This window comes from Pseudarthrobacter sp. LMD1-1-1.1 (genome assembly GCF_040676255.1).
GTDB lineage: Bacteria > Actinomycetota > Actinomycetes > Actinomycetales > Micrococcaceae > Arthrobacter.
Genome location: NZ_JBEGHP010000026.1, coordinates 114,634 through 135,617, shown reverse-complemented (window position 1 = coordinate 135,617; position 20,984 = coordinate 114,634). Strand labels below are relative to the sequence as shown.

19 protein-coding genes are annotated in these 20,984 nt (G+C 63.0%); 10 read left to right on the top strand and 9 right to left on the bottom strand.

Annotation, left to right across the window (positions count from 1 at the left end; genetic code table 11):
• Positions 1-450 precede the first annotated feature (450 nt).
• From MRBLMD1_RS20800 to MRBLMD1_RS20765, 8 genes are read right to left on the bottom strand one after another with little or no spacing between them, the layout of a single operon-like run.
• On the bottom strand, positions 451-876 hold the full coding sequence (locus tag MRBLMD1_RS20800; RefSeq protein ID WP_364403271.1) for a DUF4913 domain-containing protein: 426 nt from the start codon (positions 874-876) through the stop codon (positions 451-453).
• Positions 869-2,644 carry a type IV secretory system conjugative DNA transfer family protein gene (locus tag MRBLMD1_RS20795; RefSeq protein WP_364403268.1) on the bottom strand — a complete coding sequence of 592 codons (1,776 nt, stop codon included), beginning with the start codon at positions 2,642-2,644 and terminating at the stop codon, positions 869-871. Before MRBLMD1_RS20795 ends, MRBLMD1_RS20800 begins: the two co-directional genes overlap by 8 nt.
• Positions 2,644-4,242: an ATP/GTP-binding protein gene (locus MRBLMD1_RS20790; RefSeq protein WP_364403266.1), complete on the bottom strand. Its 1,599-nt coding sequence runs from the start codon at positions 4,240-4,242 to the stop codon at positions 2,644-2,646. Before MRBLMD1_RS20790 ends, MRBLMD1_RS20795 begins: the two co-directional genes overlap by 1 nt.
• A complete protein-coding gene (locus MRBLMD1_RS20785; protein ID WP_364403263.1) occupies positions 4,242-5,753 on the bottom strand; it encodes an SCO6880 family protein in 1,512 nt (503 codons plus the stop codon). The genes MRBLMD1_RS20790 and MRBLMD1_RS20785 overlap by 1 nt, the downstream gene beginning before the upstream one ends.
• A gap of 1 nt (position 5,754) precedes the next feature.
• Positions 5,755-7,077, bottom strand: coding sequence for a hypothetical protein (locus tag MRBLMD1_RS20780; protein WP_364403260.1), 1,323 nt, complete (start codon positions 7,075-7,077; stop codon positions 5,755-5,757).
• Positions 7,078-7,803 (bottom strand): hypothetical protein, encoded by a 726-nt coding sequence (locus MRBLMD1_RS20775; RefSeq protein WP_364403258.1) that lies wholly within the window; start codon positions 7,801-7,803, stop codon positions 7,078-7,080.
• Positions 7,804-7,815: 12 nt separating this feature from the next.
• Positions 7,816-8,100 (bottom strand): hypothetical protein, encoded by a 285-nt coding sequence (locus MRBLMD1_RS20770; RefSeq protein WP_364403256.1) that lies wholly within the window; start codon positions 8,098-8,100, stop codon positions 7,816-7,818.
• Between the two features lie 16 nt (positions 8,101-8,116).
• On the bottom strand, positions 8,117-8,710 hold the full coding sequence (locus MRBLMD1_RS20765; RefSeq protein ID WP_364403253.1) for a DUF6668 family protein: 594 nt from the start codon (positions 8,708-8,710) through the stop codon (positions 8,117-8,119).
• Between the two features lie 167 nt (positions 8,711-8,877).
• Here MRBLMD1_RS20765 and MRBLMD1_RS20760 point away from each other — a divergent pair, with 167 nt between their 5' ends.
• The 8 genes from MRBLMD1_RS20760 to MRBLMD1_RS20725 all read left to right on the top strand — a co-directional run bounded on the left by MRBLMD1_RS20760 (position 8,878) and on the right by MRBLMD1_RS20725 (position 18,592).
• A complete protein-coding gene (locus tag MRBLMD1_RS20760) occupies positions 8,878-9,150 on the top strand; it encodes a helix-turn-helix domain-containing protein (protein WP_364403250.1) in 273 nt (90 codons plus the stop codon).
• Between the two features lie 33 nt (positions 9,151-9,183).
• Positions 9,184-10,266 (top strand): CHAP domain-containing protein, encoded by a 1,083-nt coding sequence (locus tag MRBLMD1_RS20755; protein WP_364403247.1) that lies wholly within the window; start codon positions 9,184-9,186, stop codon positions 10,264-10,266.
• Positions 10,263-10,778, top strand: coding sequence for a hypothetical protein (locus MRBLMD1_RS20750; RefSeq protein ID WP_364403245.1), 516 nt, complete (start codon positions 10,263-10,265; stop codon positions 10,776-10,778). Before MRBLMD1_RS20755 ends, MRBLMD1_RS20750 begins: the two co-directional genes overlap by 4 nt.
• A gap of 6 nt (positions 10,779-10,784) precedes the next feature.
• Positions 10,785-12,227 carry a MinD/ParA family ATP-binding protein gene (locus MRBLMD1_RS20745; RefSeq protein ID WP_364403242.1) on the top strand — a complete coding sequence of 481 codons (1,443 nt, stop codon included), beginning with the start codon at positions 10,785-10,787 and terminating at the stop codon, positions 12,225-12,227.
• A gap of 389 nt (positions 12,228-12,616) precedes the next feature.
• Positions 12,617-12,844: a hypothetical protein gene (locus MRBLMD1_RS20740; RefSeq protein WP_174633012.1), complete on the top strand. Its 228-nt coding sequence runs from the start codon at positions 12,617-12,619 to the stop codon at positions 12,842-12,844.
• 236 nt (positions 12,845-13,080) lie between these two features.
• Positions 13,081-14,904: a helix-turn-helix domain-containing protein gene (locus MRBLMD1_RS20735; RefSeq protein WP_364403239.1), complete on the top strand. Its 1,824-nt coding sequence runs from the start codon at positions 13,081-13,083 to the stop codon at positions 14,902-14,904.
• A 2,156-nt stretch (positions 14,905-17,060) separates the two neighbouring features.
• Positions 17,061-17,885 carry a ParA family protein gene (locus MRBLMD1_RS20730; protein ID WP_364403236.1) on the top strand — a complete coding sequence of 275 codons (825 nt, stop codon included), beginning with the start codon at positions 17,061-17,063 and terminating at the stop codon, positions 17,883-17,885.
• Positions 17,882-18,592: a ParB family protein gene (locus MRBLMD1_RS20725; protein WP_364403234.1), complete on the top strand. Its 711-nt coding sequence runs from the start codon at positions 17,882-17,884 to the stop codon at positions 18,590-18,592. The genes MRBLMD1_RS20730 and MRBLMD1_RS20725 overlap by 4 nt, the downstream gene beginning before the upstream one ends.
• A gap of 506 nt (positions 18,593-19,098) precedes the next feature.
• On the opposite strand, the gene MRBLMD1_RS20720 is transcribed toward MRBLMD1_RS20725, so the two are convergent.
• Entirely contained in the window at positions 19,099-19,476 is a 378-nt protein-coding gene (locus tag MRBLMD1_RS20720; protein ID WP_364403231.1) for a MerR family transcriptional regulator, read from the bottom strand.
• A gap of 155 nt (positions 19,477-19,631) precedes the next feature.
• Between MRBLMD1_RS20720 and MRBLMD1_RS20715 the strand changes: the two genes are divergently transcribed.
• Positions 19,632-20,300 (top strand): flavin reductase family protein, encoded by a 669-nt coding sequence (locus tag MRBLMD1_RS20715; protein WP_364403229.1) that lies wholly within the window; start codon positions 19,632-19,634, stop codon positions 20,298-20,300.
• Positions 20,297-20,869 (top strand): flavin reductase family protein, encoded by a 573-nt coding sequence (locus tag MRBLMD1_RS20710; protein WP_364403227.1) that lies wholly within the window; start codon positions 20,297-20,299, stop codon positions 20,867-20,869. The genes MRBLMD1_RS20715 and MRBLMD1_RS20710 overlap by 4 nt, the downstream gene beginning before the upstream one ends.
• Positions 20,870-20,984: the final 115 nt, after the last annotated feature.

The window sequence follows — 20,984 nt, the reverse complement described above, 5'->3', positions numbered from 1 at the left end:
CCTGCGCAGTATTTTACGTTCTTATTTTCACTTCACGCACGTCGCCGTCTGGGTTGAGGCCCCTGCCCCCTCTCCAGATGGAAGCCTTCTTGCGGATTGCAGATCTCCCGTACAAGGAGGCTGTGACCACTTTGACTGGCCCATTAAAGGCTTCGTCAGCTGCCAGTTCTGAGTGGACAGACGATTCAGACTGAATGATTGCTGATCGGTTGGCATCGCGAATGCGGCACTATGTCACGGTTTCCGCAAAGATTGTGCGGGTACCAGAGACCTTTGGACAGTTGGTTGTTGTTGCCCACGAGCCAGGGACAATCCCTGATGGGTTATTCACCGCTACTGCTGCGAAGGGAGCTTTCCTGATGGCTCCCGGTTTCCAGCCGTGGATAACCCGGGTTGCCCTCCAACTATGGACAGCCGCGTGGTCACGGTAGCGGGGTGATGACATCCGGTTTAGAACAGCCCTGGGGGTGGTTCTTCGCAGGGTAGTGGGGTGAGTTTGGTGCGGTGTCCGTCGTCGGGGGTGCAGCCTTTGAAGGGGCCGTCGGCTGAGAGTAGGACGGACATGTGGTGGTCTGCGTGGTCGCGCCACCAGACGCTCATCCCTGTGGTTCCGTCGAGGCGCAGGAATTCCCAGGCGCGCCAGAGTGCTTCGAGGCGGCTGATTGCTTCGGCGTGCTTCCACCATTGCGGGCACCAGGTCACCCCGCCTTGGACGTTGAGTTGCCGGCGGTAGCTGATGGCCAGCTTGTTGCTGACGAATTCGGCGACGTTCGGGTAGAACAGCTCAGGCGCGTCCTCGTCGTTTTCGCCCTGGCCTGAAGTTTCAGTCGAGGTGTCTTCCAGTTCGTCGTCCCACTCCCCCAGCCCCTCACTCATGACGGGAACCAGCGCAAATCCAACGGTTCCTGGCCGCCGGTTCGGCCGCGGGCTTGTTGGCAGGATCGTGTGCGGTGATGGAGGAACGTACCGCTTCGGCGTGGTGTCCGTTCATCCAGGGCACTGTTTCCAGGAGGGCTGCTGGGGCGCCGGAGGCGAACATGATGGCGCGGCCGCGGGGTAATGCTGCGAGGTCGGAGACGTCGAGGGTGCGTTCTTTGCGGTCGTCGTCGTGGCTGTAGGAGGTGCCTTGTCTGGAGCGGCTTCGGGTGGTGTTGGAGTAGCGGTATTCGCCCACGAACTGGGCGAGGTCGTTGAGGAATTCGGCTTCGGCGACGCCGCCGCCGTAGACCTTGATGTTGGACGCGCTCCAGAGTTTCCGCATCCCGTCCCGGCCCCATACTTCGACGCCTTGGGACCATGACTGGAGGATGGTCATGAGGACGATGCCGCGGGAGCCGTAGTGGCTGTAGAGGTTTGGCAGTTCTCGCCAGCGGCAGACGTTGGCTGCTTCGTCCAGAACACCGAGCATGGGGGTGGCGAGCCGGCCGCCGGGTGAGTGGACGGCGAGTTCTTCGGCGGCCTCGACCGTCGCCACGGTCAGCGCCGTCACGAGCGGGCCGGCGGTGCCCTTGCCTTCCTTGGAGAGGCTGTACAGGGTGCCTTTGGAGCGGACGAATGCCGCCGGATCGAACTGCGGCCGGGTGTCATTGTCGCCCTGTGGTGTGACCCATTGGGCGACTTGGCGGTTGGTGAGGCAGGAGGCCATCTGCAGGGCCGTCCCGTACACACCGCCGCGCTGTTTCTCGGGGGCGTTGATGACGCCGCCGACGGCGTTGGCGGTCTGGGTGAAGCCGTGGGCTTTGAGGATGTCCACCGCTTCGTCGTCGGCTGGGCGCGTCAGCCAGGTATGTACCTGGGTGATGGGCCGTTCGTCGAGGGCGGCGGCGAGCAGGAGCCCGGCGAGGAGATCCTGGCCGGCGGGGTCGAAGTAGGCGTCGGTTTTGGCGTCGGGGCCGCGGGAGCCGGCGGCGAAGTGGTCTGCCAGGCGGGCTGCTTTCACTTCGTCGGTGACGTAGGACAGGGGGTTCCACCACCAGGATGGTTCTTCGAGGGCGACGGATTGCGGGTCGAAGACCCACACGGGGCCTTCGGCGGCGCGGACGTCGCGGGTTCCGTCGACGATGTCCCGCTTGTTCGAGGTCACCAGGGCTGCTCCGGGTGCGGCGAGGATCGCCGGGATCGCGCGGGAGGTGGTCTTGCCGGTGCGTGGTCCCCAGATGTCGATGTGCATGTCTTCCCAGGAGCCGTAGACCATCTGCCCGCCCAGGACGGTCTTGCCGACCGGGACTCCGGGTGAGCCTTTCACGCCGAGGCGTTCGGCGGTCGTGGTGGCACCGCGCAGGCTCAGGGCGCGCAGGTCGCGGCCTTTGGCCATGTGCTGCGCCGAGGCGTCCACCCGTGTTCGCTTGGCCCCTCGGCGCAGCACCGCACGGAGTACCAGGATGGCCAGGATGAGGGCGAGGGTGCCGAGGCCGGCCAGGATCCAGGTGGCGGCCGCGGGCCAGGTGACCTTGTGCGAGATGAGGCCGAAGACCAGTTCGAACGGGTTGATCGGTAGCGTCTGTCCGTCACCGGAGAGCTTGGACCCGAGGTGCACGGCGCCGGCCACTGAGCCGACACCAATGCTCACGATGGCGATGACGGTCCAGAGCAGGATCGTCTGGGGGTCGAGTTGGGATCGTTTGCCGCTGTTGGGGGCGCCCATCAGTTCTGCCCTTCGCCGTTGTTGCCGATGGTCCAGCGTTTGTTGGTGTCGTGCAGCCGCTTTTCGACGCTGGTGAGCTTGAGGGCGACGGGGATTCCGGGGCGGCCGCCGACTTTGAAGAGGAATTTGCCCAGGCCCGGGCGGACGCGTTTGCGGGATCCGCCGGTGTCGGTCCATGATCCGGGGTCGGCCCAGGAGATGAGGCGGGCTTGCTCGGCGCGGGAGAGGGTGACGGCTTTGTTGAGTTTTTCCATTTCGGCTCCGGGCAGGGCGCCGCAGACGACCATTCCGGAGCGTTCGACGAAGCCGCGGGCTTTCATCCGTTCGGATTCGGTGGGTAGGGCTTCGAGGTCGCTCATGGTGTGCGTGATCATGGCCTGTCCGACACCTTCGGTGCGGTTCAGGCGGGTGAGGGAGTCGACCCGGTCGACCATGCCTTCGCCGGAGCGCAGCGCACGCCAGAGTTCGTCCATGACGACGAAGTAGTTCCGGCGCGGTTCCAGGCCGGCGTCGGCCAGGGTGTGGGCGACTTGGACGGTGGCGAACCCGGTGGACCAGCAGGCCAGCAGGCAGGCGGCCTGGATGTCGCGTTGCGTGTCGGAGATGCCGGAGAGGTCGAAGACCACGGGTTTGGTCAGGTTCATCGGCTGATCGGTGGGCTGGGAGAACATGTCCGAGAACCGGCCCGAGCCGTTGAGGGAGTACAGCGACTGGCGCAGCTGGTCGGTCGCGTCGAGGTAGCGGCTCATGTCGCCCCGGTCCAGGGCGATCGACCGGAGCTCGTCGGGGGCGTCTTTGATGACCTCGATCAGGTCACCGATCAACGGGACCCGGTCCAGGCGCTCGTCCAGGATGTGCAGGGCCCGGTCGATCAGGGATTCCTCGTGGGCGCTGGGCTTGGCGTTCCGCACGATGGTGATCAGCGCCGTGATCATGTTCAAGCGCCGGTTGTGCGAGTCGGCCATCAGCTGTTCGGCCAGCTTCTCCGCCTTCACCGCCGCCGCGTGAAGCTCCGCGGCCGCAGCCTGATCGGTGGCCCTGTCAGCGGCGGCACGGTGCTCTTTGGCTGCGGTGAGCAGCCTGGCGGCTGCGCCGGTAGCTTCACCCGGGTCCAGAACGTTCAAATGGCCACGGCCGGGGCCGAGGCTGATGACCTGGCCGCCGAGGGCTTCGATGAGGTCAACGTAGTCAGGTTTCAGGTCGCCGAGGATTAGCGGGTTGATGCCCCGGCCGGCCAGGCCGAGGACGATGTGCCGGACCAGGGTGGATTTGCCGTAGTGCGGCAGGCCGAGGACGAACATGGAGGGGTTGTTGATCATGCCGTGCATGAACCAGCTGATCGGGTCGGCGCCGAAGGGCGCTCCGGTGTCGGTGTGAACGCCGATCGGGACGCCCAGGATCGGGGTGCCGGAGCCTCCTACGAACGGCCAGAGACCGCAGACCTGAACCGAGGTTCCCCGCCATTCGTCAGCTGCCGTGACGTAGACGGCTTCGCCCTGTCCGCGGCCGCGCCAGCCCCGCAGACCCGGCCGGCGTGACACTGCGGGTTTGGCGGCTGGGGTGGGTGTGCGCTGGTGCCTGGTCTTGCTGCCGAACATCACATGGCCTCGCGGATCTCTTCGGGAACCCTCAGGTGCTTGGGCAGGACCAGCCCCAGCGGCAGGGACGCGGCGAATGCCGAATCTTGGGAGCCGTACGCACGGCGCAGCAGCAGCCGGGCCGAGGGACCGAGGTTGCCCTCCACTACCGCGACGGCGTCATCCACGTCGCGGGCGGACAGCACCGTGGCGGTAACCACCATGCCGAAGTTGACCAACCCAGCGCCCTTGGCTTCCTCGGCCGCGGTGGCCTGCGCCGCCCGGGCGTCGACCAGGGCGCGGGCAGTGGGCCGCGTAGTTGAGGAAGCCCGGGTCAGAGCGTTCGTCTGGTCGGACTCCACGATGGCGGCCGCACGCCCGGCATCGATCGGCCGGTACAGCAGCGTGACGCGCTTGCGGGCAATCTCCCCGTGCGGTGCGACCAGCCGGGCCAGCGCGGATGCGAGGATATGGCCGCGGGGCGCGCCCGTCATGGTCCAGGACACCGAGTGCCCGGAGTCGTGGCGGTAGCCGTCCCAGTCGGCCTGATGGGCGGACGGGCCGACCTCGCTCCAGTCCAGGTCAACCGGGGTGCCTTGGTAGTGGGCTTCGTCGATGAGCCGTGCCGCTGCAGGGTCGTACGCGACCCGAACGACCTCACACAGTTCCTGGGCGTTCAACGGCGCGCACGCCCCGGCGCCGGTGGATTCCAGCCGCTCGGTCAGGTTGGGAAGACGGGAGGCGAGATCCTTGGCGATCTCGTCGGCGGTGCGCCGCTTGCCGCCTGCCCGGGCGGCGGCGCTGAACGTCAGCGCGACCCACGCGCGGATCGTGGCCGACCCTTGCGGGTAGGTCGCCAGAGCCTCCCGAAGCATGGCCTTGGCGATGTCCGGGGCGTCTTCGTGGATGTTCGATTCAACTTCCCGGCGCAGCCGCGCCCCGGAATCGGGCGCGGTTTCAACCGTGACGGAAGCGGCCACGACGGCAGGTTCATTCGACAATGAGGCCAGCCAGCCGCCCCAGTTCGCCACCCAGGCATCAATCTGCTCCGGGTCCACCAGTGAAGCCCCATCGGGCTGGGTGCCGAAGACTACGGTGTAGTGGGAGGTGGAGGGGAGGTGGATCAACGCGAATGGACGGTCATAGGAGTCGGTGAACTCGTACAGCTTGGAACCGGCAGCAATCCCCGGAAGCTGGAACTCACCCCACGGTGTCAGCCCCAACGGTCCGGAGCGGTAGATGTTGGCCTGCCTGCGCCGCGCCGAGCGGAACGCCAGGCGTGCGAAAACCCGCTCCCCTACTGACTTGTTGTGTTTGTCGGTCACCGAGACGGCGGACAGCATCACTCCGAGAATGAGCAGCGAGACCAAGCCGGGGAACCAGCCGCCGACGAAGAGACAAATCACCGTGATGATCAGCCCGACAAAGAGTCCTGCCGTGGCCAGTCCGCCAAGGGTGCCGATACCGGCCTTACGCGGCCGCCGCCAGTTGCCGTAGGTCGGTTCCCTGTAGGTGTTCTCAATAGCTGCCATGTTAGGCACCCCCCGTGGATTCGTCGCTCATGTCCTTGATTGCCCCGGAGGCCGCTTGGCCTGCTTCGACGCCTTTCTGCGCGGCCAGGACCGCGACACCGCCTGCACCCGCCGCAGCTGCACCACCGGCTGCCGCTCCACTACCCGCAGCGGCACTGCCGGCGCCGGTTGATGCTGCAGAGCCGATCCCTGGTTGCGCGCCCGTGGCCCCCGAACCCCGGCTGCTGTTCTTTCCGGCCGTGCCAGAGCTTCCCGCTGTTCCCTGGTCTCTAGTTCCCGAGGGGCCCTGCGATCCATGGTTATGGGTTGATGCGCTGTGGGTGCTCGTCGAGCCGGTGGATGGGCCGCCGCCTCGTCCGGCACTGCCCATGCTGATGGCGCCGGAAGCCAGTGCGCCGACCGTTCCAGCAGCCACCGCTCCACCGCCGCCGGTGACAGCACCGACCATGGGGGTGACGAACCGCATGAGGGCCGGCATTGCGAACAAGGCGATGACCATCAGGGCCAGGCCCGTGACCGTTGACAGGAGCGCGGAGCCAAAGTCCTTGCCGTCACCGCCGTTGCCGAAGATCTTGGTGCCGCTGAGTTGGAAGGCCGTGGCGTAGATGATGGCGGCCGCGGGCTTGTAGAGAATGAAGGCGATCAGCCAGGCCGTGCACTTTTGGAACCAGCCCCTGCCGGCTTCGGTGTTGGTAAAAGCTGCAGCCGTGGGAAAGATCCCGGTCAGGATGACGAGCAACCCGCCACGGATGATCATGAGCACGATCTGCATGACGGAGGCCAGAATTGCGATCAGTCCCAGCAGGATGATCATGATGGCGCCTATCGGGCTGGTGGCGGATAGCGCCAGCATGGCGGTGATGTTGTCGTTGAAGGATGTCCCGTTCGTGGAGTTCTTGATAATCCAGGCAGAGAACTGATCGGCCGCGACCGTCAGAAGACCCACTGCCGTTACACCTGCGCCAGATACAACGATCAGGGTCGCAAGTGAACGCCCCAGATCCCGCAAGGGTGCACCCCTGCGCTCAATCACCATCTTGGCCGCCCCGACGAGGACGGACAGCACGGCAAGGGACGCCGTCCAAAAGTAGAGACTGTTCTGCAGGAACAACACCGGAGCACTCGCCGTGGACCCACCCGGTGCCGAGGTGACTGCGGGAGTGCCCACGTTCACCCAAAACGTGCCCAGCGTCTGCACGGTCTGTCCGACGGCATCGGCAATCGCTTTAGCCATGTTCTTGACCGAGTCGTTTGCGACGTCCTCGATTGCCGCACCTGCTTGGCAAAAGGGATTAATGACATTCAGGCCTGTGCAGTCAGCCATCTAGACGCCGGACCATTCGATGTAGCCGCCCAGGTCTGTAATCTGCCTTGCACCGGTGTCCCCTGTAGCTGGGACGACGAACTTCCAGTCGCCGGCGTACCACTGGAGCGGGACGGGAATGGAGATGAAGGTTCCGTTGGCTCCTTTAAAGGCGAGATCAATCACTGCTCGGTCAGCGTCATAGGAGCGAAAGGTGAATCCGGCCAATTGAGCTGTGACGGAACTCGGGGCAGCTGTGGGCGCTGATTTCAGCACGGCATCACGCTCCGGGCTGGGGAGGGCCAACTGCTCATAAACGAGGTCTGCTTTTCCAGCTGCCGACAATGCCGTCATGTTTGCCGCTGCGTAGAGAGCTCCGGTGGGTGAGTGGGCGAAGCAGGAGCGGAGGCCGTTGGCTTCGCTCTTTCCAGGGCCAAACTGTGCAGGTGCTGTGGGGGCGGCGATCTTGCCCACGAGTTCCCATTTGGTGTCAGTGGGCGTGGTGGCCGGTTTGTTCTGGTCGCCGGAGGGCAGGCCGCAGACGCTCGCGGCCGCGGCCTCGCTGGGCTGGGTGCTGGCAATGGTGGATCCGGAGTTGCTTTGCTCGGCTGCCGGGTTTCCTCCCCCGCGAGGGAGCAGGGCCAGGATGATCCCAAGCGCGACTATGAGCGCCACGACAACGGCCGAGATGATGAACTTAGGTTTGGTTAGCGGGTTCTGGTCTTCGTTCATTGTCGGTTCAGTCATGGCTAACGCTCCTTAGGCGAGGAGGCCTACGACGCCACTTGCGGAGCCTGCCAGGGCGCAGCCGGCCAGGACCCACCCGAGGGCGGCGGCATGCTCACCACCCTGACCGCGTTTGTTGTTGATCATCATTGTTCCGGCTGTGATCAGGATGCCCGCAACAGCCAGGCCGAAGACGACCCATGCGATCCATTTGAGGATCGTCAGCAGGCCTTCAGCGCCAGGAGGGGCCTCACCCATGCCGGGGTTCGGGATTTCGGTGATGGCAAAGCTCGACCATTCGAGGGCTTTGGATAACATTTGAGGTTTCTTCTTTCTACTTGGCAGGGAATCCGGCGGCGGCAGTTACGGCGAGGCGCACCTGCTCAAGGACGGTGCGGGCTTCTTTGGGAAGGTCTTCAGGGGCAACGTCGTGGCCGTAGCGCCATGCCTCGACCCAGGGAAAATGCCAAACGTGGGGTACTCCCCCGCCCACGACGCGGGCGAAGTCGCGGATTTCTTTGGGGAGCCGTCCGGGAGCGTCGGCCATGACCACCAGCCCGGCGACCTGGACCCGGGGAAGGGACCTTGATGCCCATTCAGTTGCCGCCAGGCGTGCCGCACGCAGGCCAGGGATACTGGACCGGGCAACCAGAACAACGACGGAACCGGCTGCTGTCAAAGGCCAGGAATGCCCGGCTGCCTTGGTGTTCTTGTCGAGTCGCGCAAGCGAGGTCTCACCGGCGCCGCCGTGGACGCCAAGCCACCAAAAGTCCGGTTCCCTTCCGGAGACGTCCCGTCGGGGAAGCCTGTCCGCATGATCTGGCTGGGGAACACTGAGCTGCGGCCTCGTCGCCCCCGTAGGGACGAACGGCGGCTCTTCCCGGAGGACCAAAGTGGGTTCGTCGATAGTGTCAGCGCCGAGAGTCACCCAGCGATTCTTTGAGACCGGCATTTCACATCCCCTAGTAATGTCCGCAAAGATCGTATCGGTACCATCCGACACGAAAGGCCAAAGGTGACCCTGAACAACAGCTTTAATACCTTTCAGTCACTCCCAGTACATCACAGTACCAATTTATGGTCTACGATGGCTTCATGCGGTGGGACGGACTGAGCGTGGACCCGAAGTACCTGGAAGCTCTCTTCGCAAAGTACCCGGAGCGTCTGACGCCCCAGGACCTCGAGGAGATCTTCGGGCTCTCCCGAAACACGGTCTACCGCTGGCTCCAAACCGGAGTGATTCCTGCTTACCAAGTCGAGAAGACATGGTTGATCGCCAGAGATCAAGTCAAAGACTGGGTCTGGGAAAACCGGAACACTCTGCGGAAGGGCCAAACACCCGGGGAGACCGAGGACCAGCAGCAGTAGCGCGAAGCAGCCGAGCGAATGTGAGGGGGACACATGCAGTCGAGATCGAACGCGCCCGTGCTGGCTGCCGGTGCCGTCCTTGCACCCATTGGGCTCGTGCTGTCAATCATCCTGTTCGGCGGCGGCTCCCAGGCCGCGGCCGACGTGTGCTCACCGACCGGGCCCGGCGTCAGCGTTGACGCGAATCAGCTGCCCAAAGTCGCCATCGCCGGCTATGAGGGCGAGCAGCTAAAGAACGCGGCCCTGGTCATCAACGCCGGCAAATCCCTTGGCCTGTCCGTCCGGGGGCAAACCATCGGTGTCATGACGGCCATGGGAGAGTCCGGACTGCGCGTCCTGGACCACGGAGACGGTCCCGGCCCCGACTCCCGGGGACTGTTCCAGCAGCGCGACAACGGATTCTGGGGCACCTACCGGGACCGCATGAACCCCTCCGACTCCGCCACCAACTTCTTCAAGGCCCTGCAGAACATCAAAGGCTGGGAACAGCTCGACCCCGCCACTGCCGCGCACAGGGTGCAGCGCAACGCCGACCCGTTCCACTACCAGACCTACTGGCCAGCCGCTGTCGAAGTCGTCGCCGCCCTGGGCGACGTCAAGGTTACGGACGCCGGCGGCACCAGCTCCTGCGGCATCCCCGGCGAATCCGGCAAAGGCGATGACCTGCCCTGGCGCACCGCCCAGATCTACGCCGCATCCCCATTGGGCATGTTCAACCGCGAATGCGTTGACTTCGCCCTCTGGCGCATCAACCAGCAGCTCGGCAGCACCACCGCCCCCTACAAGGCGCTCAACGGCACCTTCCGGCCCGACGGCGCCCTCCTCGGCTCCGCCCTGACCTGGAAGGACGGCTGGGACGCCAAAGGCTGGCCCACCGGCACAACGCCACGCGTCGGCGCCGTCGTCTGGTACTCCCCCGGTGCCGGAGGTGCCGACGGCACCTACGGCCACGTCGGAATCGTCAAAGCCGTCAACGGCGACGGCAGCTTCCTCGAAGAGGGCTACAACGGCAACCCCGCCCCGAACGACCACACCTACTACACCCGCACCGTCCAGAACGGCACGCCGAGTGCCTTTCTCTACCTGCCCGGCAGCTACATTCCGGAGGAACCATGAAACGCCCCCTGACAGCCCTCACGGCCCTGCTCCTGTGCACCGCGTGCGCACCGATAGCCAGTACCACGCCCGCCGAACCAGCACCCAGCACCGCCACGGCCGCAGCGGCCACGCTCAGCGCAGGCGGCCGACCCCAGGCCCCCGGCGGCACAGCCCCGGCCACCCTCGGCATTGCCTGGGACGAGGCAAGCAAAACAGCAGTGCTGGACACCGCGACCAAGGCCATGACGCTCTACGCGCGCCCCACGGCCACGGACAAGGAATGGATCCAGGACCTCGGCCAGGTCCTGACCGCCCAGGCCACCGCCGACTACCAATACGTGGACCCCGCCAACATCCCGGCCACCAAGGTCACCGGACCCGGCCAACTGAAGATCGATGAGAACAACGGCTTCGGCTGCCACGTCCTGGTTCCCACCGACGCCGGCGACTACGACGTGCAGCTGCTCCGCAGCGCCGCCGACAAACCCTGGCAGGTCAACCGCTTCACACCCCCGAACGGCACAAAGTAAGGACAGATGATGGAAACCCAAGCACTCGACTTCCCCAAGATCAACGCCGTTCTCCGCACCAACGGCACCGGTGAAGTCACCATCAACGGGACCTCCCACGCGATCGAGGCCGCCGACGAAACCGCCGTCCTGAACGATGCCCTGCGCCTCATCACCGAAACCGCCGCCCAGCTCGGCCGCCCCGTCCGCGTCAGCACCACCGACCCCGACGGCCAAGGCCTCATCATCGTCTCCCCCGACGGCGTCGTCAGCGAAGCAACCCCGACAAAGCCCACCACCCGTCAAAAGCAGGACACCCTGCCTGTCACGGCCGCCCCTTCACCCGGGCCAGCCAAGGCCGCCACCACTCCCGTTCCGACCTCCGACGCCCCCGCGACCGAGGAAACCGCAGCACAACAATCCGACGCTGCCCCGGTGACGTTTGGTGCAGCCGTCACGGCCTCGCCCGCCCCCGAGCCCGCCACAGCCTCCACACCAGCCGCTGAGCCTGTTCCCCCGCGCAGCCTCAAAGACACCTCGTTCCTCGTCAGCGCCCCCGTGCTGCAGCCAGCCACGCGAGGCTGGCGCGGCGCCCTCAGTCGGCTCGGCTTCCGCATGGACCCCTCCCCCGAAGAGCTGGCCGAACGCGACGACATCCGCACCGTCAGCCAACACTGGCCCGGCCCCCGCACCGTGGCCGTCGTCAACCGCAAGGGCGGCGCGAACAAGACACCCACCGTCGTCATGCTCAGCGCAATCCTCGCCCGCTACAGCGGAGCTGCGACCGTGGCCTGGGACAACAACGAATCCCAGGGAACTCTGGGGTGGCGCACCGAGAAGGGAGGCCACGACAACAGCGTCCTGGACCTCATCGACTCCTCCCAGGGGCTGCTCTCCCCCAGCGCCCAGGCAGCCGAGATCGCCCGCTTCGTCCACCACCAGACGGCAGACAAGTTCGACGTCCTGCGCTCGGACGAAAACGACGAAGGCGACCACGAAGTGACCGCCGAAGAAGTGGACATCGCCCACCAGGTACTCACCCGCTACTACCGGCTCATTGTTATGGACTCCGGAAACACCGCCCGCGCCGCGAACTGGCGCCGCATGATCCATCACACCAACCAGCTCGTCGTCCCAGTGACAGCCATCGAAGACCGCGCCGAAGCCGCCCGCTTGACCCTCCAAACCCTCGAATCCCGGGGCGGCCACGATGCCGAATTGGCCCGCAACGCCGTCGTCATCGTCTCCGAATCCACCGACGCCAAACGAAGCATGAGCGGCGACGCGCTCAAACGCGCCAAAGACGAAGCCCAAAGAATCGCCGAGGCTTTTACCCCGCACGTACGGGCTGTGGTCCGCATCCCCTACGACCCCGCACTGGTCAACGGACCCATCCGCTACGACGCCCTCCAACCCCCCACCCAACGCGCGTGGCTCGCCGCCGCGGCAGCTGTGGCTAAAGGCCTCTAGGGGACTCAATGCATATGCTTCCCGCGCCAACAAATGCCAAAGCAGCACGTCACAAAGGCGACACGCTCCCGTTTTCTGACCGCACCCTCGAGCGCAAGCGGACCAGCACCGTGTTATCCAGTGTTAGTTGCTGCATCTCGCCCAGTGAACCAGAACACGCCCTAGCGGCACCGGAAATCAGTCCCGCGCACGCATCTGTTTCTGTTTCAACACGCCGGAAACTGTTTCTGTTTCAATGCCGAGCCGGGGAAGTCTCCAGTGGTAGTTTCAGTTTCAGAGGAGCAGGAAGGTCCAGCATTTCACTCCTTCAGGGCCGTCAGGTTTCGCGGCCCGACCACTCTAATGAAGTAAAAGCAGCCGCGGCTGCTGTAGTTCAAAGGACAGGGATGATGGCTCCAACTACTCGTACAGGCAGGCGCTCAAAAGGCGACCGTAAATTCGTCGGATTCCGCATCGCTACCCCGAAAGCTGACGCGATGGAAGAGATTGCCAAGGCCGAGGGGTACCAGTACGTCAGCGACTGGCTGTCCGACGTGGTCGAGGAGCGCCTGGCCAACACTAGGCTTCACGCAATCGTTCAGCAGGAGGAGTTGCCACTTGGGCGCCTAGCTTCTTAAAAGTTGACGGCCCCCACAAGGAGGGCCGTCGAAGCTTCTGATTCACGTACTGGGATGCTTGCCGGCGAACAGTCCGCGAATCGTTTGGAAGTCCTTCGCAGGGCTTCATTTGTGTAGCAAAACCGATCTGCCAGGATCGGTCTCTTTCATTGCCTGTCACAGCAACTCTCCCCGAAAGGATTGTTCTCATCGTACATGGACTCCCATGTGCGTCGCCAGCCATACCTGTTTCTGGCGTGTCGCGCAACCTCTCCGCACCCTGCTCGCCCGAAGAAGCCTGGGCAGCCCTTGCACCTGTTCTCGCAGGCCAGCCACGGGTTCGCCTTTCCAAGGACGCCGGCAAGTCGTATCCGCAAAAACATGAACGAAACCTAACGGAGGCTCTTCCTTCTGTTCCGGCCGCGGTCCGGATTTTTGGCAAGGATGGGACCTGCGCTGCGATCTTCCTTGACTTCGACTCCTCAGTAGCAGGCCAGGACTGGGTCCAGGCCGACGTTCGAGCCGTCGAGACCTGGCTGCACTCGGTGGGTGCCCGCTGGATCGAGGACTACTCTCCCAACGGCGGCCGCCACGTCTACGTCCCGCTGGCGCAGCGGGTCACTTTCTCTGAAGCGCGTGATCTTGTCGAGGCGCTGGGCACCCGCTACCGGACCCTGGACAAAACCCCGCACCAGAACCTGCTGCACGGCTGCATGCGAACTCCCGGCTCACCGCACAAGCGCGGCGGTTACCAGGAGCTGGCGATGAGCCTGTCCATGGCCTACGACATCGTCCGCCGTCCCAACAGTCCAACGGTCTGGGCGTCAATGACCAAGGATCTGGCTCCCGAGATCAAGGCAGTCCGGGCCCTCCGCCAGGAGGAGACCTTCACATCCGTTACATCCCATGCGCCCATCATCACGCGCTCTGCTGGCCGCATGTCCCGGACCATGCAGGTACTCGCACAGACCGGGCTGTACGACATCAACCGCTACGCCACGGACTCCGATGCACGACAGGCGGTCATCGTCGGCGCCGCAGCAGCCGGCCTGCAGCTGGTGGATGTGGAACGTCGGATGCTGCAGGGAATATGGCCCGGACTCGCCTCCTTCTACGCCCGGTACGCCGCCCGACACCGGCTCCCAGCACTGCGCCGAGACTGGAGGAACGCCCTCACCTACCTCAGCAAAAACCCGGCCAACCGGGATAGGAATCACAATGTCCGCAGATCCCCCACAAGCCAGCCAAATACACAGGCGGTAGGGGTAAGGGGATCAAATCTAATTTCAAATCCCGATGCAGAGCATCGGTTTATCCGGACCTGGCGAAATGCACTCAGGATCAGGGAAGTGAACTACCAGGAGTCCAGGACAGGTATGGCAAGAAGGATGGTCTTGCGAGCTTTGGGGGAAGCAGCCCATATGACAGCATCTCGCTTCATCGAATTCGGTGTCCGCTCTGTTGCCGTGGCTACCGGTCTCGATCACACCACCGTTGGCCTTCACCTGCGGGAGCTGCGTGCAGAGAAGGACCCCTTGGTCACCCTGGTTGAAGAAGCCCGCGGAACCAAGGGCGATCTGTATATGCTCACAGTCCCCGAGGAGCTAAAGGCCGCGGCCGAGGACGCCACGTGGCATAAGGGGAAGATCCATGCCCTCCGCCCGGTTTTTCGGGAACTGGGACTGCCTGCGGCGTTCATCTACGAAGCACTGGAGAACTCCCCCGGATTGTCCACCACCGAAGTCGTGGCGGCCACCAGACTGTCGCGGTCCGCGGTTCACGAAGCCCTCGATGTCCTCGCCGCCTGGAACCTGGTCAACCGTGACGCCGGCCGCGCTTGGTCAGTGGTCGCGGGAACGTCCCTGAAACAGCTGGCCGAGCACTTCGGCGTCCTGGAGGCCGTCGCTGCCCAAATTCAGCGATACCGTGACGACCGGATCATCTGGCGCGAATGGCTGGCCAAAAAGGTCACCACCGTTGCCGAACTCCTCTCCCCCGACGATGACTATCCCTGGGAAACCTTCGAGGGGCCACCCGATGATTGGTCGCTCTCCGATATGGCGTTCGGCAGGGCCGGGTAGGGTTCAGCGCCGAAGGTCTGCCCAATCCCAGGCAGCACTCCCCCGTCGGGCATTGCCGCGACCGCTGCCGTATACGTAGCTGCATGGCGACGAAAATATACCTGGCAGTTGGGGCAGGCTACGACGACCGCTTTCCGCCGTGTCGCCCCGGTTGTCCACCCTGGCAGCATGGAGGGTAGGGGTGAGTCGTCTCGACGCGACGAGCTGTTCCGTTGTTGCAAGGCTGAAGTGGCCAACATGCATGTGAACGTGCGGTCTCTGATGATTGCCAGGGTGCACATTCATCGTGATTGCTACACACTCAAGACGCCGGTCTGCTTCGAATTCATCACCACCGTCCAGTGGACGTCGCGGAGGTGCGGAGAATTGAGCGCTGGATGTTGCGCTATATTCACAAGAGGCACCGAAGAAGGATGGAGCGAGTCGGCAATCAGCTAGGAGACGACCTCTGGAACCTCCTTTGCAAGGACCACGCCCTTTAGGCCTTGTATGCCTATGGACGATCGAGCCCGTGAAAGTGGAGGCTATGATGGCGAAGCACCCGTTTTAGACCCTTTGGACGGCTTCAATCGCTGAACTGACCGGAGCGTCCCTCGTTCAGGGGCCATGGTCGAGCTCGCCTTGTCGGGTCTGCTCCAGGCACCCCTCCCCTCCCGCTGATGCCTGACGTACCGATGCTCCGCTCCCCTACTGCTTCATATGCGGGTTAGGAAAACTGGTGGTGAAAAGCAGGATCAAATGGTACCAATCGCGGGAATAGAACCATTAGCCGTCACTCCCCTCGCGGCATGGAACGGGAATGGCGCAGCTCACTCCTAACGCAAATGCCACCATTAAGCTGCGCAATTACCACCAATAGTGGATTTCCAGGCGGCCCAGCGACCGCACTGATCAGCGCCGGGCAAGGCATGGGCCAACGCCGGAAAATGCACCACCCCTACCCTGGCGGGTTTCGACGATGTAGAGGTGGTGGGTGCAATCTCCAGGCGCCTCGCCTGGCGATTGAGGCTGTGCTATGGCACTCCTAATCGCCGACTCCCCCGGCTGGGTCAGCTATCGCGCTCACCCACCATCGCGAAAGGTATTGATCGCTTCCGCCGGCCCGGCCCGAGGATGATCCATAGTCACACTCATATAGCGCCTAATCCCGTGATGGTCCCGCGTGGGGGCTGGTCGGAGGTACGCAGCGCCAGCACTCCGTCCTCCGGCACTGTCGCCGCAATGGCCTCCCACCCCCTGGGAGGCCTGAGGCTGGTCCTTCGCTGCGATGCTTCGCAAATGGTTCTATAAGCGCGTAGCCCACCTTTTGCGGTTTGGCCTGCTCATCCGCAAATGGTACTTTTTGCGGTCATGTCGCCGTTGTCTCTCATGGACTCATTACCGCAAATCCCACTTTTTGCGCATATCGGACTGAAAACGCTATAAACGCCGTTCCCGCAAATACTGGGATAAGCGCTAATGCCGCAAGCAGTACATGGCGTGCGACTGCTAGCAAATACCACCAATCCTGCTTCACTGTTGCCACCGGCGCCCGCGGCGCAAATACCTCCATTCCGGGCACCCCGGAGGGGCGGTGGCCAAGATAAGGAGGAGGGGCGCCTCCACAGCGAACAGAAGACCCGCGGGGGTGCGTAATGGCACCATTGGCAAAACGCCAGTCCCACCTGGCATTGACCCGCTGACACGTTGTAGCGCGGGTGTGTCAGAATCCACCAGGTCGGAAGTGAAACGCATTCTCTGCGTCCTGGCCGCATTGACCTAAGCAACGCACGCTCCCGTCGTGAATGGCTCTAATGGTTCTATTTGCGACGTCGGTGACTGCAGCAAGTTGATGGCGGCCATTGGGAGCAAAGCACGACAACGTCACCCATTTCGCAAATACCGCCAAAATCGCTAATGCCGCACTTACCTCAGATTGAGTCAATGCCGGGGAATGCGCAAAGCCTTCTGATGTCGCTAATGGCTCCATTTGCGCTAACGGTGGTGTTCCCGTCCATGGAACTATTTGAGCCAAGTCCCCGCGTGGCGCCCCGGGAGCAGCAGGACCCACGACTAATCTGGGTTGATCGGTTGCCGGTCCGATGAGTCGACCCTATGCGGGGGACCTTCTGCCGCGCCGTGTCGAAGTACAGCGCAACGGGAAGGTACCCAAAGACATGTCGGCAATAATCATCGCCGTTTGCAACCAGAAGGGCGGCGTCGGTAAGACGACGCTGGTGACCGGCTTGGCTGAGGTCTTCTCGCGGACCCTAGGCAAGAAGGTCCTGGTAATTGACGCTGACCCCCAGTACAACGTGACGTCCGCCTTGGGGGTGACGGACCCGGAGTTCACCCTCAACGATGTTCTCTACGGTGACGAGTCGAACAACCAGAAGATCATGCCCGGTGTTGCCGCTGACGCCATCATGCAGGCGGGGGAGGCCTGGCAGCCCCGCGCGGACAAGAAGGAAAACTTCCCGCCGCTGGACCTGATTGCTGCGGAGCGCAACCTCGCTTCACGGGAGCGCGACTCGATGATGGCCCGGGAGCACCGGCTTCGGATCGCCCTGAAGGGAGTTACCGAGGACTACGACATCGTCCTCATCGACTGCGCCCCGTCCCTCGGCATCCTCACGGTGAACGCCCTGACCGCTGCTACCCACGCGCTTCTGGTCACCGAACCCCGGGTTGCGTCAGTGGAGGGGCTCTCGGAGATCGTCACGACCATCTCCGAGGTACAGGAAAACCTGAATGAGAACATCGAGCTTCTCGGTGTCGTGATCAACAAGCAGAAGAAGCGCGCGGACCAGATGCACTGGATCGAGAAGGTGCACGCCAACTTCGGTGACCTGGTCCTTGAGCCGATGTTGCAGGACCGCGAAGTTTTCGCCAAGGCACAGGCCGCGTCCCAGCCGCTGCGGGTCTGGGGGAGCGAGGCGGCACCGCACCGGGCCGATCTGGTCCAGCTGGCCACCAACATCTGGAAGGGTGCACAGTCATGAGCGCACGTCCCGGACCGGCTCCCGAGCGTGGCGGTACACCCACGGCTCTTGATTCCCTCCGCAGGAAGTCGGGGCTGAAGAAGGCACGTAGCACCAGTGTGATCGCTGACATGACCCGGGCCGAGGAGGCTCCGGCACCCGCGCTTCAGGTGGTCGCGGAGCCAGAACCTCAGGCTGCGGAACCTCGTTTACCGGCCCCGACGGACGTACCGGCCCAGGTTGTCCAAGAGGCTCCGTCGCAGCAGGCTCCTGCACAGCAGCCGGTGGAAATCCCCGCGCCCGCACCGCAGCAGTTCGTCCAGCAGCCGGCGCCCGCGCAGCAGTTCATCCAGCAGGCCCCGCCGGTCGCTGCCCAGCCCGCCGTGTATGCACAACCGGGCCAGCAGTACCCGATAAACCCGGCGTACCCCACGCAGCAGCCGTATCCGTCGCAGCAGGTTCAACTCCGGCAGCCGCCGCCTGAGCCTGAGCAGCCAGAGAAGAAGATGTACCGCAAGACGAGCTTCTTCCAGTCCAAGGAGTCAGGTTCGAGGATGCGGTCGGCGTACATGGCCACCAGGCACCTCACCGGAGCCAGGACGCTCTCGGAATTCATCCTTGCGGCCGTGGAGCGTGAGGTAGAAGCCCTGGAAGGGCGTTACAACGGCGGGGAGCAGTTCACAGCCGATCCGAACAGCGTGCCCCGCGGACGCCCCCTGGAACCCTAAGGCGGGCGCGGTCTAATCACCACTGGCCTTCATCTAAGGTCTCGCCGCGTCGACGTTCGTCTCGCCCTCGGTCGGCAGGCGTTTGTAGGCGCGGCCCTCGGGGGCCAAATCGGAGGGACATTTTGATTCGTCGTTCTGGGGCTGTTCGAAAGGTGTAATAGGGCTTGTTCGATAACGATCGTGCTGGCGGTGGAGCGAAGCTTAGAGGGGGAAGGATGACATCGGGAGCCTAGGTGTCTTCGACAGGATCCAATATTGAGTTTTGCCGCCGCGGTCTACGCCCACCAGAGGGTTGTGGCTCATCCAGTTTTGCCGCGGAGTGACCCTTCCCAGGTCCGTCGCCGGTCGTGCTGCGACCTGTCTTGTCCGTTCGAAAGGAAGGAGGATGGCGCATTGCCTTACTTGGATCGAACTTCACCCGCGCAGACTTCTTAGCGTTTCGAAACCCTAGGGTTCCGGGACCACGAAGTTACGAGACACTGGGACTCCGCGAATCGTCCCGAAAGTCACACTTGCGCGAGCAAGTCGGAGTGGTTTGTCCGCTGCAGGAAGTCAATGACGGCATCACGACTCTTCTCCAGGCAAACAATCCTGTTCTCCACGACGCGCAGTTCCCTGGCAAGCTCTTCCGCCAAGGAACGGTTGCACTCGTCTGGTTGACCCTGCGCCGCTGGAGCCTCAATGTTGAGGACAATCTTGATCATCCGCGTTGACAGGCCGGCTTCTACAAGAGCGCGAACATGCCGGGCATGCTCAACCTGCTCGTCGGAGTAGTCGCGGTAACCGTTGGTCGAACGGGACGCCTGAATGAGCCCCTGCTGCTCGTAGTAGCGGAGCATCCTCGTCGGTGCGCCCACCTTCTTGGCAACCTCCCCGATTTTCATCAACCACTTCCCTTCTCTTCCGTCTCCGATTTGACCTTAACACTGATGTCAAAGTTTACGCTGACAAGCGTGCCCATCGACGCGGCGGTTCCTCAACAGCCTCGGCTCGTGAACTACCGGACCGAGTGCTCTCGCAATCTTTGAGATTCCCAGCCATGTCCTCGTGGCTGATTTTCGATGGCTATGGAAATTACGCACCACGTAAAGAGATGAATTTAACTGAAATGAGCAACATGAAAGACTTGACTGCGCGAGAATTCGGCTACGGTCATCCCACGCCACTCTTCATGATCGGAACCTACGATGAAGTCGGCAGAGTGAATTTCATGAATTCCCACTGGGGCGCACTTAATCACGGTGGCTACATCAACCTCAATATCAACACGAACAAGAAGACCCATCGAAACATTGAGGCCATGAGAGCCTTCACAGTGACACTGGCAACGGAGGAATTGATGCCGTATGCCGACTTCTTTGGCACCTATTCTGGGTATCAGGTACCTGACAAGTTTGAAAAGACAGGCTTGACCGTCCACAAAGCCAAGCATGTCAACGCGCCGATCATTGATGGCAGCACGTTGGTGATCGAGTGTGAGTTGGTGGACGTCCTGTACGAACAGCACATCCACACGGTCATTGGGCGAATTGTCAACGTCTCCGTCGATGAATCGGTGCTCGATGCGAGCGGTCGAGTCGATGCAGGCAAGTTGGGCATGATCTTCTTTGACTCCTTCAGTCGAGGATATTTCACACTAGGTAACAGGGTGGGCGACGCTTGGAGTGAAGGCCGGGTCCTCTCCGCTCATGGAGGACGTTTGAAATGACAATTCGACCTGTTGAATTGAGCAAGGCCTACCGGCTGCTCCAGCTCGGCGCAACGACCATGCTTTCCGCCAAGCACCAAGATGATGCAGACGTGATGGCGGCGGCATGGGTCGGCCTGGGGGGACCGAACAAGGTGATTGCCTATCTCGGCACGCAATCCTACACACGAAAACTGGTGGAGAAGAGCGGCTACTTCGTGGTGCACATTCCGACGGTTCAGCAGATGGAAACCGTTCTGTATGTAGGTGGGCACAGCAAATTCACATCGCCCAAAAAGCTGGAGAATATGCCGCTTTTCTACCAGGACGGCTGCGACATCCCCCTGGTGACCGGTAGCGCTGGCTACCTGCTGTGCAAAGTTGTCCCCAATGCACAACAAGAACAACAATTTGATTCTTTTATGGGCGAAATCGTGTCGGCCTGGGCAGACAGTCGTGTCTTTGATGGCAGGCACTGGCTTTTCGATGAGGCGCCCGAAGAACTTCGCACCGTGCACTATGTCGCCGGGGGCCAGTTCTATGCGATGGGCCAGGGTACGAAATTCAACCACGGCCCTGGACAGGATTGACGGACTGAGCGGGCCTTCCAGACGGGGCGCTCGATCGAGAACGCATCGATGAGCTAAACATTGTCTCGGCCCTGGGCCACCCCGACGACCGGTTTGGGTATCCGGCGACATCCGG

What these genes read in the sequence shown, in the direction of transcription:
- MRBLMD1_RS20800 (WP_364403271.1), bottom strand. Translation starts at nt 876, where the DNA reads ATGAGTGAGGGGCTGGGGGAGTGGGACGACGAACTGGAAGACACCTCG.
- MRBLMD1_RS20795 (WP_364403268.1), bottom strand. Translation starts at nt 2,644, where the DNA reads ATGGGCGCCCCCAACAGCGGCAAACGATCCCAACTCGACCCCCAGACG.
- MRBLMD1_RS20790 (WP_364403266.1), bottom strand. Translation starts at nt 4,242, where the DNA reads ATGTTCGGCAGCAAGACCAGGCACCAGCGCACACCCACCCCAGCCGCC.
- MRBLMD1_RS20785 (WP_364403263.1), bottom strand. Translation starts at nt 5,753, where the DNA reads ATGGCAGCTATTGAGAACACCTACAGGGAACCGACCTACGGCAACTGG.
- MRBLMD1_RS20780 (WP_364403260.1), bottom strand. Translation starts at nt 7,077, where the DNA reads ATGGCTGACTGCACAGGCCTGAATGTCATTAATCCCTTTTGCCAAGCA.
- MRBLMD1_RS20775 (WP_364403258.1), bottom strand. Translation starts at nt 7,803, where the DNA reads ATGACTGAACCGACAATGAACGAAGACCAGAACCCGCTAACCAAACCT.
- MRBLMD1_RS20770 (WP_364403256.1), bottom strand. Translation starts at nt 8,100, where the DNA reads ATGTTATCCAAAGCCCTCGAATGGTCGAGCTTTGCCATCACCGAAATC.
- MRBLMD1_RS20760 (WP_364403250.1), top strand. Translation starts at nt 8,878, where the DNA reads ATGCGGTGGGACGGACTGAGCGTGGACCCGAAGTACCTGGAAGCTCTC.
- MRBLMD1_RS20755 (WP_364403247.1), top strand. Translation starts at nt 9,184, where the DNA reads ATGCAGTCGAGATCGAACGCGCCCGTGCTGGCTGCCGGTGCCGTCCTT.
- MRBLMD1_RS20750 (WP_364403245.1), top strand. Translation starts at nt 10,263, where the DNA reads ATGAAACGCCCCCTGACAGCCCTCACGGCCCTGCTCCTGTGCACCGCG.
- MRBLMD1_RS20745 (WP_364403242.1), top strand. Translation starts at nt 10,785, where the DNA reads ATGATGGAAACCCAAGCACTCGACTTCCCCAAGATCAACGCCGTTCTC.
- MRBLMD1_RS20740 (WP_174633012.1), top strand. Translation starts at nt 12,617, where the DNA reads ATGGCTCCAACTACTCGTACAGGCAGGCGCTCAAAAGGCGACCGTAAA.
- MRBLMD1_RS20730 (WP_364403236.1), top strand. Translation starts at nt 17,061, where the DNA reads ATGTCGGCAATAATCATCGCCGTTTGCAACCAGAAGGGCGGCGTCGGT.
- MRBLMD1_RS20725 (WP_364403234.1), top strand. Translation starts at nt 17,882, where the DNA reads ATGAGCGCACGTCCCGGACCGGCTCCCGAGCGTGGCGGTACACCCACG.
- MRBLMD1_RS20720 (WP_364403231.1), bottom strand. Translation starts at nt 19,476, where the DNA reads ATGAAAATCGGGGAGGTTGCCAAGAAGGTGGGCGCACCGACGAGGATG.
- MRBLMD1_RS20715 (WP_364403229.1), top strand. Translation starts at nt 19,632, where the DNA reads ATGTCCTCGTGGCTGATTTTCGATGGCTATGGAAATTACGCACCACGT.
- MRBLMD1_RS20710 (WP_364403227.1), top strand. Translation starts at nt 20,297, where the DNA reads ATGACAATTCGACCTGTTGAATTGAGCAAGGCCTACCGGCTGCTCCAG.